The organism is Caulobacter sp. FV2ps19 (assembly GCF_058681035.1).
Window position 1 is genome coordinate 4,129,853 of sequence record NZ_CM178729.1, and the last position, 14,903, is coordinate 4,144,755.

Annotated in this window: 18 protein-coding genes; 8 read left to right on the forward strand and 10 right to left on the reverse strand. The window is 69.2% G+C overall.

Annotated features, from left to right (window positions below):
• Positions 1-90: 90 nt before the first annotated feature.
• Together ACW18B_RS19610 and ACW18B_RS19615 are read left to right on the forward strand one after the other, a co-directional pair.
• The gene (locus ACW18B_RS19610; RefSeq protein ID WP_492048674.1) at positions 91-1,305 is read left to right on the forward strand and encodes a YihY/virulence factor BrkB family protein; all 1,215 of its coding nucleotides are present in this window, start codon (positions 91-93) and stop codon (positions 1,303-1,305) included.
• Between the two features lie 107 nt (positions 1,306-1,412).
• Positions 1,413-1,931 carry a GNAT family N-acetyltransferase gene (locus tag ACW18B_RS19615; protein WP_492048675.1) on the forward strand — a complete coding sequence of 173 codons (519 nt, stop codon included), beginning with the start codon at positions 1,413-1,415 and terminating at the stop codon, positions 1,929-1,931.
• On the opposite strand, the gene ACW18B_RS19620 is transcribed toward ACW18B_RS19615, so the two are convergent.
• The 3 genes from ACW18B_RS19620 to prfA all read right to left on the reverse strand — a co-directional run bounded on the left by ACW18B_RS19620 (position 1,928) and on the right by prfA (position 4,658).
• Entirely contained in the window at positions 1,928-2,593 is a 666-nt protein-coding gene (locus ACW18B_RS19620; RefSeq protein WP_492048676.1) for a peptidoglycan DD-metalloendopeptidase family protein, read from the reverse strand. The genes ACW18B_RS19615 and ACW18B_RS19620 overlap by 4 nt on opposite strands.
• A gap of 233 nt (positions 2,594-2,826) precedes the next feature.
• The gene (locus ACW18B_RS19625) at positions 2,827-3,588 is read right to left on the reverse strand and encodes a pseudouridine synthase (RefSeq protein ID WP_492048677.1); all 762 of its coding nucleotides are present in this window, start codon (positions 3,586-3,588) and stop codon (positions 2,827-2,829) included.
• Entirely contained in the window at positions 3,588-4,658 is a 1,071-nt protein-coding gene (gene prfA / locus ACW18B_RS19630; RefSeq protein ID WP_492048678.1) for a peptide chain release factor 1, read from the reverse strand. Before prfA ends, ACW18B_RS19625 begins: the two co-directional genes overlap by 1 nt.
• Before the next feature lie 517 nt (positions 4,659-5,175).
• Between prfA and ACW18B_RS19635 the strand changes: the two genes are divergently transcribed.
• Positions 5,176-5,682, forward strand: coding sequence for a DUF1993 domain-containing protein (locus tag ACW18B_RS19635; RefSeq protein WP_492048679.1), 507 nt, complete (start codon positions 5,176-5,178; stop codon positions 5,680-5,682).
• 46 nt (positions 5,683-5,728) lie between these two features.
• Here ACW18B_RS19635 and ACW18B_RS19640 read toward each other — a convergent pair whose 3' ends face one another.
• From ACW18B_RS19640 to ACW18B_RS19650, 3 genes are read right to left on the reverse strand one after another with little or no spacing between them, the layout of a single operon-like run.
• Positions 5,729-6,259, reverse strand: coding sequence for an SRPBCC family protein (locus tag ACW18B_RS19640; RefSeq protein WP_492048680.1), 531 nt, complete (start codon positions 6,257-6,259; stop codon positions 5,729-5,731).
• Complete coding sequence (locus ACW18B_RS19645; RefSeq protein WP_492048681.1) at positions 6,252-6,659, reverse strand: ArsR/SmtB family transcription factor; 408 nt, start codon at positions 6,657-6,659, stop codon at positions 6,252-6,254. The genes ACW18B_RS19640 and ACW18B_RS19645 overlap by 8 nt, the downstream gene beginning before the upstream one ends.
• Positions 6,660-6,674: 15 nt before the next feature.
• Positions 6,675-7,070 carry a nuclear transport factor 2 family protein gene (locus ACW18B_RS19650; protein WP_492048682.1) on the reverse strand — a complete coding sequence of 132 codons (396 nt, stop codon included), beginning with the start codon at positions 7,068-7,070 and terminating at the stop codon, positions 6,675-6,677.
• 80 nt (positions 7,071-7,150) lie between these two features.
• Between ACW18B_RS19650 and ACW18B_RS19655 the strand changes: the two genes are divergently transcribed.
• The 3 genes from ACW18B_RS19655 to ACW18B_RS19665 all read left to right on the forward strand — a co-directional run bounded on the left by ACW18B_RS19655 (position 7,151) and on the right by ACW18B_RS19665 (position 9,786).
• Positions 7,151-7,630, forward strand: a complete 480-nt coding sequence (locus ACW18B_RS19655; protein WP_492048683.1) for a MarR family winged helix-turn-helix transcriptional regulator — start codon at positions 7,151-7,153, stop codon at positions 7,628-7,630.
• 168 nt (positions 7,631-7,798) lie between these two features.
• The gene (locus tag ACW18B_RS19660; protein ID WP_492048684.1) at positions 7,799-8,140 is read left to right on the forward strand and encodes a BlaI/MecI/CopY family transcriptional regulator; all 342 of its coding nucleotides are present in this window, start codon (positions 7,799-7,801) and stop codon (positions 8,138-8,140) included.
• Positions 8,137-9,786 (forward strand): M56 family metallopeptidase, encoded by a 1,650-nt coding sequence (locus ACW18B_RS19665; RefSeq protein WP_492048685.1) that lies wholly within the window; start codon positions 8,137-8,139, stop codon positions 9,784-9,786. Before ACW18B_RS19660 ends, ACW18B_RS19665 begins: the two co-directional genes overlap by 4 nt.
• A gap of 26 nt (positions 9,787-9,812) precedes the next feature.
• Here the strand turns inward: ACW18B_RS19665 and ACW18B_RS19670 are convergent, their stop codons facing one another.
• Both ACW18B_RS19670 and ACW18B_RS19675 read right to left on the reverse strand, forming a co-directional pair.
• Positions 9,813-10,307, reverse strand: a complete 495-nt coding sequence (locus ACW18B_RS19670) for a molybdopterin-dependent oxidoreductase (protein ID WP_492048686.1) — start codon at positions 10,305-10,307, stop codon at positions 9,813-9,815.
• Between the two features lie 13 nt (positions 10,308-10,320).
• Entirely contained in the window at positions 10,321-10,929 is a 609-nt protein-coding gene (locus ACW18B_RS19675; protein ID WP_492048687.1) for a LysE family translocator, read from the reverse strand.
• 91 nt (positions 10,930-11,020) lie between these two features.
• Here ACW18B_RS19675 and ACW18B_RS19680 point away from each other — a divergent pair, with 91 nt between their 5' ends.
• The gene (locus ACW18B_RS19680) at positions 11,021-12,403 is read left to right on the forward strand and encodes an aminotransferase-like domain-containing protein (protein WP_492048688.1); all 1,383 of its coding nucleotides are present in this window, start codon (positions 11,021-11,023) and stop codon (positions 12,401-12,403) included.
• Between the two features lie 97 nt (positions 12,404-12,500).
• Positions 12,501-12,893: an OsmC family protein gene (locus ACW18B_RS19685; RefSeq protein WP_492048689.1), complete on the forward strand. Its 393-nt coding sequence runs from the start codon at positions 12,501-12,503 to the stop codon at positions 12,891-12,893.
• On the opposite strand, the gene ACW18B_RS19690 is transcribed toward ACW18B_RS19685, so the two are convergent.
• Positions 12,890-13,654: a DUF3108 domain-containing protein gene (locus ACW18B_RS19690; RefSeq protein WP_492048690.1), complete on the reverse strand. Its 765-nt coding sequence runs from the start codon at positions 13,652-13,654 to the stop codon at positions 12,890-12,892. The two genes, ACW18B_RS19685 and ACW18B_RS19690, sit on opposite strands and share 4 nt — an antisense overlap.
• A 77-nt stretch (positions 13,655-13,731) precedes the next feature.
• On the reverse strand, positions 13,732-14,871 hold the full coding sequence (gene ispG / locus ACW18B_RS19695) for a flavodoxin-dependent (E)-4-hydroxy-3-methylbut-2-enyl-diphosphate synthase (RefSeq protein WP_492048691.1): 1,140 nt from the start codon (positions 14,869-14,871) through the stop codon (positions 13,732-13,734).
• Positions 14,872-14,903: the final 32 nt, after the last annotated feature.

The following is a 14,903-nucleotide window of genomic DNA, read 5'->3' on the forward strand; positions in this document are numbered from 1 at the left end:
AGGCTAAACTCCGCGACGACTCGCGCCAAGGCAAGGCTTTGGACGGGAACCGGCGCCGCCCTCAGGCTTTCGTGATCCGGGAGGCCAGCCTTGAAGCCAGACACCAAGCCGCAACGGCCGATCCGATCCTGGCTCGCCTCACGCCCCTATGGGTTGGCGCCGTGGATCGTGCTGCTGGCCCTGACGCCCTTCGTCTTCCGGCCCAAGGCCACTGTCATCCACGAACCGCCGCCCGGCCTGTCTGAAGACCGCCTGCTGCCGCCCGACCATTTCGACGCCGTCGAGCCGATGCGCGGCCGCGCGGCCAAGCATCCCAAGGCCATTCCCCTGCTGGGCTGGCGCGACATCCTGTGGCGCACCGGACGCGAAATCGCCGTCGACCGCCTGCCCGTCGTCGCCGGGGGCGTGACCTTCTTCACCCTGCTGGCCCTGTTCCCGGCCATCGGCGCCTTCGTGTCGCTGTATGGCCTGTTCGCCGACGTGACGGCGGTGGAGGGACAGCTGAGAGAAATGTCGGGGATCTTCCCCCCCAGCGTCATTCGCGTCATCGGCGAGCAGATGCTGCGCCTGGCCAGCCAGGAACAGACCAAGCTGGGCGTGGCCTTTCTGATCAGCCTGCTGCTGTCGATCTGGAGCGCCAACGCCAGCATGAAGACGCTCTTCGACGGGCTGAACATCGCCTATGACGAGGTCGAAAAGCGCCATCTGGTGGCGCGCACGGCCCTGTCCTACCTGTTCACCTTCTGCGGCGTGCTCTACGCCGCCGCGGCCGTCATGATCCTGGTCGGCGCCCCGATCCTGCTGACCCAGGCCCGTCTGTCGGCCCTGGTGGAGATCTGGGCGCCGATCCGCTGGATGCTGGTGTGGCTGATGACCGCCATCGCCTTCGCCATCCTCTACCGCTTCGCCCCCTGCCGGGCCCTGGCCCGCTGGCGCTGGGTGGCGCCGGGCGCCCTGGTGGCGGCCGGAGGCTGGCTGGTCGGGTCGCTGGGCTTCTCGGTCTATGTCAATCGCGTCGCCCACTATGACGACACCTATGGCCCGCTGGGCACGGTGATCGCCTTCATGGTCTGGACCTGGTTCTCGATCATGATCGTGCTGGTCGGGGCCGAGCTGAACGCCGAGATCGAACATCAGACCGCCATCGACTCCACCACCGGCCCCGAACAGCCGATGGGCCGGCGTGGCGCGGTCATGGCCGACACGGTGGGCCTGGCGTTCCATCCCTGGGAGATGATCAAGCGCGAAACCGGCATGATGCGTGGCCTCGCCCTGGGGGTCTGGGGACGGCTGCGCCGGCGCTGAAGCGGCCCTTACGCTCTCCCCGGCCTTCGCTGGGGGAGCGGGGAAGATGAGCTTGGAAAATCGCGTCCGCCATGGCTAGGTCCGCGCGCGTTTTTCCGGAGCTCCACATGCTGCTTGTCGTCGCCAAGGACCACGATCTTTCCGCCGTGGCCGACCTGGTCAACCAGGCCTATCGCGGCGACGAGGCCCAGAAGGGCTGGACGACCGAGGCGGCCTTCATGGGCGGTGCGCGCACCGATGAAGCCGGCCTGCGCGCCGACCTGACCGCCAAGCCCGGATCGGTGATCCTGACCCTGCGCGACGAGGACGGGGCCAAACCGTTCGGCTGCGTGTGGCTGGAGCCCCTGCCCGGCGATGTCTGGCTGCTGGGCATGCTGGCCGTGGATCCTGGTCGTCAGGACGGCGGGATCGGCCGCGCCCTGATCGAGGCCGGCGAGGCCTATGTGAAGGCCCGGGCCGGCAAGATCCTGAGGATGACGGTGATCGACATCCGCGACACCCTGATCGCCTGGTACGAGCGCCGCGGCTTCCACCGCGCCGGCGTCGAGCCCTTCCCCTATAACGACCGCCGCATCGGCGACACCAGCGGCGAGCTGACGTTCGTGGTGATGGAGAAGGCGGTTTAGGCCCTGACCACAAGCTTCTCGAGGATCAGCTGGGCCGCGTTCACCCGCTCGCCGCCCGGCTCCATGACTTCCAGATGCACGTGGTCGGTGATGCCGCGATAGTGGCCCTGCAGGCTCTCGGCCGCGCCGATGGGCTGGCCCAGGCGGACGGCCTGGCCGACCTCGACCTCCGGGCTCACATAGAAGGCGCGGGCCACATAGCCCAGGGCGGGATTGGTGATCTCGACGAACTTCAGATCTGTCGAGCCGGCATAGGCGTAGCCGATCTTGGTGACATAGCCCGAGATCGGCGCGCGGACGTTCTGGCCGGCCACGGCGGTGTAGTCGACGCCGTCGTGGCTGCGCGAGCCGCCGTCGCGGCGGGCCCCGAACCGGCCGTCGCCGAAGTCGTCATGGCCGCGCGGGGCCGCGCCGGTCGGGTTGGCGAAGTCGGGCGCACCGTCGCCGTCGACATCGGCGCCGCTCCAGACCAGCGCAAGACGGACGGGGCGTTGCGGCTTGGCGGTCATCTCGTTCAACAGACGTCGGACGATCGGCGGCGGACTGTGGCGAGCGACCTCTGGATTTTCCATCGCCGCCACAGCCATGGGCGCGAACACCACCGCCAGACCGAGCGCGCACCGCGCCAGAGGGGGGAAGTGCTTTGCCACCGATGCTTGCATGAAATAACCTTGAGTCTGCGCGGGATCGATCTTCGAAATCGAACGTTGCGCGGATCTATTGTCCGGATATGGCAAAGAGAAGGCAGACCTGGCACAGCGAGGTTTTGCGCCGGCTTACTGCCAAGTTTTGCTGACGCGAACCGTGAATGCTCTAGCTTTGGATAGCTGAGCTATAGATATCTTGCCGTCCCGGACCCAGCGAAGCGGAGCGCCGGGACGAAAAGTCTCCAATGTTAGCCCGCAATCAGCGCCGCGCGCTCGGCGGGGGTGATGTGCCGCCAGGTTCCCTCGGGCATGTCGTCCAGGGTGATGGGCCCCACGCGGACGCGGAACAGGTCGACGACCTTCAGCTCCAGCAGCTCGCACATCCGGCGGATCTGGCGATTGCGGCCTTCCTGCAGGACGATGCTGAAGCGCTGATCGGAGATCATCTCCACCCGGGCCGGGCGCAGTTCGCGGCCGTCCAGCTCGAGGCCAAAGCGCAGAAGCTCCAGCTTCTCATCGCTGATCTCGCCCATCACGGCGACGCGGTATTCCTTTTCCAGCTCCGACTGCGGGCCGATCACCGCCTTGGCCACCACGCCGTCTTCCGACAGCAGCAGCAGGCCGCGCGAGTCCTTGTCCAGACGCCCGATCGGCGGCAGCAGGTCGCCGCTGCCGGGAATGGGCCCTTCGCCGATCCACAGATTCTGACGGGTCAGCAGGCGGGCGGCGGGAACCTCGCCGGCCTCGGGCTGGGACGAGACGAAGCCGACCGGCTTGTGGATCAGCACCGTCAGGCTGGATTCCAGCTTGTCGGTCGCGCGGTCGGCCAGGACCAGGGTCTGGCCCGGCAGGATCTTGCGACCCACATCCTCGACCACCGCGCCGTCGATCGACACCAGGCCGTCGGCGATCAGGGCTTCGGCCTCGCGGCGTGAGCAGACCCCGCTCTGGGCCAGCCACTTGTTGACGCGCTGGGGCGCGTCTTCGTCATAGGTGCGGATGAAGGCCATCAGGCGTAGCCATCTTCCAGGGTGGCCAGGCGCGCGGCCTGGTCCTCGGCGATCAGCGGCTTGATGATGTCGTCCAGCGCGTCGCCCTCCATCACCTTGGGCAGGTTGTAGAGGGTGAGGTTGATGCGGTGATCGGTCACCCGGCCCTGCGGGAAGTTGTAGGTGCGGATGCGCTCGGAGCGGTCGCCGCTGCCCACCTGACCCTTGCGGGCGTCGGAGCGGGCGGTGTCGAGGGCCTCGCGCTGCATGTCATACAGGCGCGCCTTGAGGTTCTTCATCGCCCGGGCGCGGTTCTGGTGCTGCGACTTCTCTGACGACGTCACCACCACGCCGGTGGGCAAGTGGGTGATGCGCACCGCCGAGTCGGTCTTGTTGACGTGCTGACCGCCGGCCCCGGACGAGCGGTAGGTGTCGATGCGGATGTCGCTTTCGTTGATCTCGATCTCGACATCCTCGGCCTCGGGCAGCACCGCGACGGTGGCGGCCGAGGTGTGGATGCGGCCTTGCGCTTCGGTGGCCGGCACGCGCTGCACGCGGTGCACGCCGCTCTCGAACTTCCAGCGGCCGAACACCCCGTCGCCGGTGACCGAGGCGATGATTTCCTTGAAGCCGCCCATCTCGCCCTCGGAGATGCTGTCGACCTCGACCTTCCAGCCCTGCAGCGTGGCGTAGCGCTGGTACATGCGAAACAGGTCGCCGGCGAACAGGGCCGCCTCGTCGCCGCCGGTGCCGGCCCGCACTTCAAGAATAGCGGACGCGTTCTCGTCCTTGTCCTTGGGGGCCAGCATCAGGGCCAGCTCGCGCTCGAGATGGGGCAGCTTCTCGTCCAGGGCCTGGATCTCGTCACGGACCATGGCGGCCATGTCAGGGTCGCCGGCCATCTCGTCCAGCTCGGCGCGCTCGGCGGCCAGCTTGGCCAGGGTCTGCACGGCCTCGGCCACCGGCCGCAGTTCGGCGTGCTCCTTGGAGAGCTTGACGATCTCGGATCCGTCGGTGGCGGCGCCCATCCGGGCCTCCACTTCGCGGAAACGGTCGAGAACCTGGTCGAGGCGGGCCTGGGGCAGTCGCAAGGGGTGACGTCACATGTCTGAAAGGATCGGGCGGCTTCTGTACCCCCCCAAGCGCCTGACGTCACCCCGGCGCGGATGCGGCCCTTTGGGATAGATCCGGGTTTTGAGGATCGTGGCGTCGCCGATCGCCGACATCTTCCCCCTCTGAGGCAGGACGACCGCAGATGGGAGATCGGCGAGGTCAAGCTTGGACGGGGCTCTAGAAAATCCTGCCTTCCTGGGCCTTGTGCCCAGGACCCATGTTTGAGGCCTGTTGTGACCTCGGCTTGGCGCACGGCTGAACGTACCAGAATACAGACCTCAACTCAGGTCAGCGGTGGCATGGGTCCTGGGCACAAGGCCCAGGAAGGCAAACTTTTTTGATCCCAATCCCATGCGATAGACCGCCCCTCCGGGAAAGGATGATCGCGAAGCGGTCAGGAGGGGAAAGCTGCAAAGCGCCCCCGATGCAAACCCGACCTCAGCCCCCATCTAGGACCTGACGGCCAAGCTGGCCCTCGCCCCCTGGAGTTCGCCCATGCCTTCAATGTATCGCGCCACCGTCCCGGTGATGGTCCGTGGCCTGAAAATCCTGACGACCCTGCTGGAAAAGGGCGAGGCCCACGGGGCCGCCGCGGGCCAGGACCCGGCAGACCTGACCGGCGCGCGTCTCGCGCCCGACATGCTGACCCTGACCGGCCAGATCCAGCGGGTCTCGGACACCGCCAAGGCCGCGATCGGCCGGCTGACCGACATCACCCCGCCGCCCATGCCCGATGACGAGGTCAGCTTCGCCGACCTGAAGGCCCGCCTGGCCAAGACCATCGCCTTCCTCGAAAGCGTCGCACCGGACGCCTTCGACGGCGCCGACACGCGCGAGGTCACGCTGAAGGCGGGCGCCTTCGAGGCCAAGATGAGCGGCGAGGACTGCCTGCTGAACTTCGCGCTGCCCAACTTCTATTTCCACCTCACCACCGCCTACGGGATCCTGCGCCATCAGGGCGTGGCCGTCGGCAAGCTGGACTATCTGGGTTCGATGGGCTGAGCCGCGACGCCCTCCCCGCCGGTCGGCGGAGAGGGCGAACGACCGGCTATTGCGGGAGCCGCGCCTCGTACTCGGCGCGCAATCCGCTCCACTTGCTCCAGAACGGTCCCGGGTCGCGCCCGGCCATCTTGGCGGCCAGGACATCCAGATGCGCGTGCCAGCCGGCGCTGACGCTGAGCAGGTTCTGACGATCCGGCAGGCGGCGGTGGGTGACGGTCAGCAGCACCTCGCCGCCCTTCGGCTCCAGTTCAAACGTCACCTCGCCATTGTTCCAGCCGAAGGCCAGCAGGCGCGGCGGCTCGATCCGGGTGACCGTGCTGGTCATGCTGTGCTCGCCCGACATGCCGTCGGGGCGCTGCTCGACCTGGCCGCTCAGCTCGTCATTGCGCCAGGTCAGCTGCACCTCGCCGCCGACCTCCAGGACCATCGGCCCGGCGGCCAGCCACTGCCGGCGCAGGTCGCTCTGCGTCATATAGGCCCACACCCGCTCGACCGGGCCCGGCAGAAGCCGCTGGATGCGCACGGTCATGGGTTCGATCTGGACGCCATAGGCGTCCAGGGTCGCTAGGTCAGTCATCGCCATCTCCTTCTGATTTTGGCGGGGCTTTGCGGGAGTCCTCTTGCCGGAGCAGGCCCTCGAGAATGTCGAGGCGGCCGGTCCAGAAGCGCTGGTAGAAACCGATCCAGTCGTGCGCGCCTTCCAGCGGCTGCGCCTCCAGGCTGCACACATGGGTGCGACCCGTCACCCGCCGCCGCACCAGGCCGGCACGCTCCAGCGCCTTGACGTGCTTGGAGGCCGCCGCCAGCGACATCGAAAACGGCGCGGCCAGCTCGCCGACGCTGCGCTCGCCCTCGGCGAGGCTGCGCAGCATCCGCCGGCGGGTGGCGTCGCCGAGAGCGTGAAAGACGGCGTCGAGCCGGGGCGTTTCTAATTCAACCATGTGGTTGAAGATGAAGGCGCGACCCTGGATTGTCAACTAGATGGTTGAATATTATTCTGCGGGGTCTGGATCGCCGTGACCAATCGCCGACAGCCCGCCGGCGTTCTCGATGTCGAAGCGGATGACCAGGCCCTGCTCGATCCGGAAGACATGCCGGACGGTCTCATCGAGCAACAGCTTGCCCGCGAGGTCGCGCACCACCTGGCGGACCTCCACCGCGGTCACGCCGTCGTCTCGCGCGCGGACCGACAGGGGCTGGATTTGCGGCGTGATCGTCGCCCACTGCCGGGTCCAGTAGGCCCGGACGGCCTCGCGCCCCCGCACATGTCCGCCGTCCATGCCGTTCGCCCAGGCGACGTCTTCGGCGAGGGACGTCAGAACCGCCGGAATGTCCCGCCGATTGAAGCCCTCATAGAGCTGCCGCACCAGGGATTCGTCTTTGCTCATCGCTGGCTCCTTCATCGCGCGGGTTGCGCGCGCTCGCCTGACCTATGTATATAGGGACCTATGCATTTACATAGCTGCCTATGCAAGAGGCTCGCGACATGAAGTTCGAGGTGCTGTCCACGCCGGGACATCTGATCAGTCTGGCGGCGCGGGGGTTCGTCCGCCTGAGCGAGGCGCGCCTGAAACCCATGGGCTTCGGCGTGGGCCACCTGCCGGTGCTGGTCGCGCTTCAGGAGGGCCGGGCCGACACCCAGCGCGACCTCGCGCGGTTCGCCAAGATCGAGCAGCCTTCCATGGCCCAGATGTTGGCGCGCATGGAGCGAGACGGCCTCATCGAGCGCCGGCCCGACGCCAGGGACGGACGCACCAGCCGTATCGCGCTGACACAAGCCGCCCAAGAGCGTTTGCCGGAGGCCCGCGCCGCGCTGATCGACGGGAATCGCGAGGCGTTGAACGGCTTCACCGACGCGGAAGCCGCTCAGCTTGTCAGCCTGCTGACGCGGGTGATCGCCAATCTCGACCGCATCGCCAGCGCCGAAGCGCCGGCGGGCGGGCCCTAGGAAGGCCTTTCGCCGCCTGTCGCGGCGGGGATGACGAGAGGTTACCGCGAATTCATCCGGCGAGCGGATTTGCGCCTAGCCCCGCTACGCTTGTAGCGCTACACATGTAGCGTCATCAGCCTGCGGAGACCCGCCGTGATTGAAGCCTTGCCACGACGCGAAAGAGAGGTGTTCGAAACCCTCTGTCGCCTGGAAGCCAGCACGGCCGCGGGCCTCCGCAGCGCCCTGTCCGATCCGCTCAGCGACTCCGCCGTGCGCACCCTGCTGTCGCGCCTGGAGGCCAAGGGCCTGGTCACGCGATCGGCCGGCCGCGACGGCTTTCTCTACAGCCCCGCCCAGCAGACCCAGGCCGTCGCCGCCGGCGCGCTGCAGCGGATGATCGACACCTTCTTCGCCGGCTCGGCGGCCAGCGCCGCCACCGCCCTGCTGGGTCTGGGCCAGAAGCTGACCCCCGAGGAGGCCGCCGCCCTGGAACAGGTCATCGACCAGGCCGTGGAGCGCAAGCCATGACTGTCGCCCTGCTGCTGACCCTGCTGGTCAAGTCCAGCCTGATCGCCGGGGCCGGCCTGGCCGCCGCCCGGTTCCTGACCCAGCGCCCCCTCGACAGGGTGGAGATCCTGCGCGCCACGGTCTGCCTGCTGCTGGCCCTGCCGGTGATCATCAACGCCCTGCCGGCCATCAACCTGGCCCTGCTGCCGGCGACGGCGCCCGACCTTTCGACCGTGGCCGCGCCGCCGGTCGAAGGCCTCGCCGCGACGCCGGCCCCCGTCCTGGCGTGGCCGCCGTCCGCCCAGCTGCTCGGCTGGCTGTGGCTGCTGGGCGCCGCCGCCGTCATCGGCCGACTGCTTCTGGGCGTGCGGACCCTGAACCGCTGGACCCGACAGGGCCAGCCGGTGACCTGCCCCGCCTGGCTGGCCCCGATCGACCACCTGCAGGCCGCCGACCGCCCCGGACTGGTCTGCAGCGACCGGCTGAGCGGCCCGCTCAGCTGGGGCGTCGCGCCCGGCTTCATCCTGGTGGATCCCGACAGCCTGGCCCAGCCCCAGGCCGCGCCGGCCATCCTGGCCCATGAGCTGGCCCATCTGCGGCGCCATGACTGGATCTTCCTGGTGCTGTCGCGGCTGACCCTGGCGCTGTTCTGGTTCAACCCGCTGGTCTGGCGCCTGCATGCGGTGCTGGTCGAGCGATCCGAAGAAGCCGCCGACGCCGTCGCGCTCGAGACCGTCGATCGCACGCTTTACGCCCGGGCCCTGGTTCGCCTGGCCGCCCATCCCCCGTCCCGCCCCCATTCCGCCGCGCGCGTCGCCATCGCCATGGCCGCCGACGCCCGAACGCTGAAGACAAGGATCGCCTGCATCATGACCCACGCCCCCGCGCGCCGCCGCCCCCTGACAGTGGCCCTGACCGTCGTCGCCCTGGCCGCCGTCGCAACGCCGCTGGCGGCGCTGGGCGTCAGCCGCCAGGCCTGCGTCGAGCCGCCCCCGCCGCCGCCTCCCCCGCCGAGCGCATTCCCCGAACCGCCGGCGCCGCCCGCACCGCCAAGCGCCTTCTTCGAGCCGCCCGTACCGCCGGCCCCGCCGGCCCCACCGGAACCGGTCGAGACCCTGGCCCTGGCCCCGCCCGAGCCCCCTGCTCCGCCCGCTCCGCCCGCTCCGCCGCCCGCGCCGCCCCCAGGCGTCGCTTACAGCTACTACCGCGTCGCCACGCCCGCCGAGCGAAAGGCCGCGACCGAAGCCCGCGCTCAGGCCGATGAGGCTCGACGCCAGGCTGACCGGGCCCGGATCCAGGCTGACCAGGATCGCCGACAGGCCGAGCAGGCTCGCGTCCAAGCTGATCAGGCCAGGGTCGAGGCGGAAAAGGCGCGCGTCTTCGGCGAGCGCGCCCGCGCCGAGGCAGGACGCCAGATGATCAAGGCTCGCGCCCAGATGGCCCAAGGCGTCCGGCAGATGCGGGACAGCGCCCAGGACCTGCGCGCCGAAGCCGTCCGCCTGCGCGATCCCGCCTACCGCGCCCGCCAGATCGCCGACAACCGCGCGCGCGGCAATATCGTCACCGACGCCGAACTGCTCGACGTCGCCCGCCGCATGCCGGCCCAGGCCGACCAGATGGACCGTCAGGCCGATCAGCTGGCGCGGGAGGCGGGCAAGGCCAGCTAGGGCTTGAGCCCGGCCGCCGCGCGCCCTCAGAACCCCGCCTTGACCTCAACCGCCACCACATTGCGCGGCGAGCGCGAGGGGCGCAGGTCGCCGTCGACCACCACGCGGTAAGGGCCCTCGCGGGCGTCCAGCGGATGGCCGTTGACCGTGTCGGCCAGGATCACCGGATTGGCGCGATAGACGGGGTCGGTCTCGGCGATCGACAGGATGCTGGTGAAGCCGTCCGAGGCGCGCAGCACCACCACCTGGTTCAGATACCGCCCCATCAGCCGCTCGCCCGCCACGACGCCGGCCTTCAGCAGGGCCTCGTGCAGCACGGCGCCCTCATAGGTGACGGCCTGGCCCTTGACGGTGATCGTCGCCTTGGCACGCGGCAGGGCCGCCACCTCGGCGGGGGTGAGCACCACCGAGTCGCGTCCGGCCACCGTCACCTTGAGATCCTGGGCCAGGACAGGCGAGGCGATGAGGGCGAGGGCGGCCGCGAGGGCGAGGAGGATGCGCATCCGGTCAGGGTGGCGCACCGCCCGCCCCCTGTCACCCCGCCTTCAGCTCGGTCATCAGCGGATACAGCGAGGCCACCAGTAGCAGGGCCATGGTGACATTGAAGGTCCGCAGCACGGCCGGACGATCCAGATAGCCCCGCAGACCCTGGCCAAAGCCGGCCCAGGCGGCGCTGCACGGCACGCCGCACAGCATGAAGGTTCCAGCCAGGATCAGGGCGGTCAGACTGCCGCTGCCCTCGGGCGTATAGGTGGTGGCCGCGCCCAGGGCCATGGCCCAGGCCTTGGGGTTGAGCCACTGGAAGCCGGCCGCCTGCAGGAAGGTCATCGGCCGGCCGGCGGCGGCCTTGTCGCTGATCCCCCTGGCCGTGGCGATCTTCCAGGCCAGCCACAGCAGATAGGCGGCGCCGACCCAGCGCAGCACCTCGTGCAGCACCGGCGCGGCTTTGAACACGCCCGACAGGCCCCAGCCCATCGCCACCACCATCACGCCCAGGCCGGCGCTGATCCCCAGGATGTGCAGGATCGTGCGGCGAAAGCCGAAATTCGCGCCCGAGGCCAGCAGCATCATGTTGTTGGGCCCGGGCGTGCCGGCGGTGGCGAAGGCGAACAGGACGAAGGCGAACAGCAGATCAGGGGTCATGGCGAGACTCCGGTTGGAATGTCACCGTGATGTTCTTGATTGATCCATGAGTCAAAACAAGTATTGTCATTGTGACAATTACGGAGCCGCCATGTCCGCCTGGACCCCCACCCTGATCGATGGCGACGCGCCGCTGTATGAGCGCCTGGTCGAGGCCCTGCGCGGCGACATCGCCTCGGGCGCCCTGGCGGCCGGCGCGCGCCTGCCGCCGCAGCGCGACCTGGCCCACCGCCTGGGCCTGGGCCTGGGCACGGTCACCCGCGCCTATGTCGAGGCCGAGAAGGCCGGGCTGGTTCAGGCCCATGTGGGGCGCGGCAGTTTCGTGCGCGGCGGGGCGAACGCCGGTCCTGTCCGGGCGGCCGAGAGCGGCCTGATCAATCTGGCCCAGAACATCGCCCCCGGCGCCCCGGCCCAGGCCCGCCTGGCCGACACCCTGGCGCGGCTGAAGCGCCGCGGCGACCTGCTGGACCATCTGGCCTATTCGCCGCCGGCCGGGATGGAGGTCCAGCGCCGGGCGGGGGCCGCCTGGCTGGCGCGCACCGGCGGCCTGACCGACGCCGACTGGACCCGCCTGATCGTCTGCGCCGGCGCCCAGCAGGGCCTGACCCTGGCCTTTGGCGCGGTGGCGCGGCCGGGCGATACAGTGCTGTGCGAGGCCTCGACCTTCTATGGCGTCAAGGCCCTGGCCGAGTACATGGGCTATGGCCTCAGGGGCCTGGCCATGGACGCCGAGGGTCTGCGGCCCGACGCCCTGGACGAAGCCGCCGCCACCGGCGCCTACAGGGCCGTGGCCCTGCAGCCCACCCTGCAAAACCCCACCGGCCGGATCATGAGCGCCGGCCGCCGGGCCCAGATCGTCGCCGTGGCCCGCAAGCACGACCTGATGATCATCGAGGACGACATCTATGCGGTCTATGCGCCGGACGCGCCGCCGCCGTTCGCGGTGCTGGCCCCCGAGCGCACCTTCCACGTCTCGGGCGTGTCCAAGTCCCTGGCTCCGGGCCTGCGCACCGGCTTTCTGGTCACGCCGCCGGGCGATCCTCTGGACCGCGTGCTGCGCGCGGTGAGGGCCCTGAGCTACGCCCCGCCCAGCTTCGGCGGCTTGATCGCGACCCAGTGGATCGAGGACGGCACGGCTGATGCGATCGTCTCAGAGATCCAGGCCGAGATGACCGCCCGTCTGGCCGTGGCCCGCGACAGTCTCGGCGGCGCGATGGAAGTCCCCGTATCGCCCAGCGCGCCCCACGTCTGGCTGCCGATGAGCGAACTGGACGCCGAACGGCTGGCGGGCCGGGCCCTGCGCGGCGGCGTCGAGCTGACCCCGCCCTCAGCCCCGGTGGTCGCGCCCGGCCTGACCACGGGCGTGCGCCTGTGCCTGGGCGCGGCCCGCGACCGGCAGGATCTGGAGCGCGGCCTGCGGATCGTCGCGGCGGCGGTGGCGGATGTGGACGAACGCGCGCGGGCGGTGATCTAGACTCCGGCTCGCCGACGCGATTGCCGCGGGAAATCGACAAGAGCCGCCTGAGCCAGATCGACTATTCATCGACGACATAACGATCAGGAGCTCTTCCATGGCCACCGCCACCGCCCGCATCAGCGACGCCCACTACGCGACCGCCATCACCACCGGCCGCCACGCCCTGACCGCCGATGAGCCTGAGCGCAATGGCGGGGCGGATGTCGGCCCCGCGCCCTTCGACCTGTTGCTCGCCTCATTGGGGGCCTGCACCGCCATGACCCTGAAGATGTACGCCGAGCGCAAGACCTGGCCGCTGGAGGCCGCTGAGGTTCGCCTGCACTATCACGGCGGCGAGACCCCGCCCCGGATTGAGCGCGTGCTGGTCCTGAGCGGCCCGCTGGATGAGGCCCAGCGCGCGCGTCTGGCCGACGTGGCCGAACGCACGCCGGTGACCCTGGCGATCAAGGGCGGCGTACCGATCCAGACGTCGCTGAGCGCTGATTAGTAAAGCAGGACCTTGACCACGGCCGAACCGTCGGGAAGCGGCGAGACGACCTTGACCATCACCTGGCTGTCCTTGGCCAGCCAGAAGCGGGTCGGTGGAAAGTCAGAGCGATTGTAGTCGGTGGTCATCACCCAGCAGTCGACCTTGCCGCCGGCCGGCGTGGTCAGAACGTCAGAGCCCGTGACCTTGAAGACATAGGGCGCGGGGTCGCCGCCGCCGGGGTGCAGGAAGTTGATGCTGGCCTCGTAGCCGTCCTTCAGCGGCAGGGCCTGCAACAGCTCCATGTCGGTCTCGAAATTGAAGGTGCGCTGCGGCGCGGCGACGTCATAGGCCTTGGCGGCGTTGTCGGGCAGATCGGCCAGGCCCGTGACCCGATCGGCGGTAAAGGCGAAACCCTCGACCTTGGTCTGGCCGTCCTTGGTGGAGCGGCGCACATGGGTCAGCGGCGCGAACGTCCCGACCTCGAACCAGGAGTCCAGCGTCTTGGCGGCCGGTGTCGTGGCGCCGTCCCAGTGCTGGACGATGTGCAGACGGGTCTGGCCGTCCTTGGGCTCGAAGCGAATCTCGCGGGTCCAGATGTCGGCCGGCGTGAAGGTTTCGCCGGTCTGCTTGTAGCGCAGATAGCGATGGACCCCGGGCTTGATCCTGTCGAAACGGGCCAGGGGTTGGCCGACCGGCACGGGGGTGACCTCGGCGCGCGCCGAGACGGCGGCGAAGCTGACGAGCAGAGCGAGCGCGGATGCGGCGGCGAGCGTTTTCATGACGACTCCGGAGACGGGAGGCGGCACCAGGCACCGCGCCGCTCGAAGGCTCCAGTTAAGTCGTCGTAATGAGCGGCCTACTCCGCCGCGAGCGCTTCGGCGTCGGCGGCGGCTTTCAGCTGCGCGGCGCGCTGTTCGACCAGCTCGACGATGTGCTCGATCATGCCGTCATTGGACTGTTTGTGGTCGGGCTTGCCGGCCATGTAGATCATGCCCGAACCGGCTCCGCCGCCGGTAAAGCCCAGGTCGGTCATCAGGGCCTCGCCCGGACCATTGACCACGCAGCCGATGATCGACAGCGACATCGGCTGGCTGATGTGGGCCAGGCGCTGCTCCAGGGCCTCCACCGTCTTGATGACGTTGAAGCCCTGACGGGCGCAGGACGGGCAGGCGATGATGTTGACGCCGCGGTGGCGCAGGCCCAGCGACTTGAGGATGTCGAAGCCGACCTTGATCTCTTCGACAGGGTCCGCGGCAAGAGAAACGCGAATTGTGTCGCCGATGCCGGCCCACAGCATCGAGCCGATGCCGATCGACGACTTGACCGTGCCGGTGCGCAGGGCCCCCGCCTCGGTGACGCCCAGGTGCAGCGGGCAGTCGATGCGCTCGGACAGCTGATGATAGGCCGCCACCGTCATGAACGGGTCGGACGCTTTCACACTGATCTTGAACTCGTGGAAGTCGTGATCCTGCAGGATGCGGGCGTGGTTGAGGGCGCTCTCGACCATGGCGTCGGGGCACGGCTCACCGTACTTTTCCAGCAGGTCGCGCTCCAGCGAGCCGGCATTGACGCCGATCCGCATCGAACAGCCGTGGTCGCGGGCCGCCTGGATGACGTCGCGCACCCGGTCGGGGCTGCCGATATTGCCCGGATTGATCCGCAGGCAGGCCGCGCCGGCCTGGGCCGCCTCGATGCCACGCTTGTAGTGAAAATGGATGTCGGCCACGAGCGGCACCCGGGCCTCGCGGGCGATGGTCTTGAAGGCCGCCGTGCTGTCGGTGTCGGGGCAGCTGACCCGAACGATGTCGGCCCCGGCCTCTTCCAGCTGACGGATCTGCTCCAGCGTCGCGGCGGCGTCGCTGGTCAGGGTGTTGGTCATCGACTGCACGGTGATGGGCGCGTCGCCCCCCACCTCGACATTGCCGACACGGATCTTGCGCGACACGCGGCGCGTGATCGAACGCCAGGGGCGAAGGTGGGTGTGATCTGCAGCCATGGCGGCAATCTAAGGCTTTTGCGGACGGAACC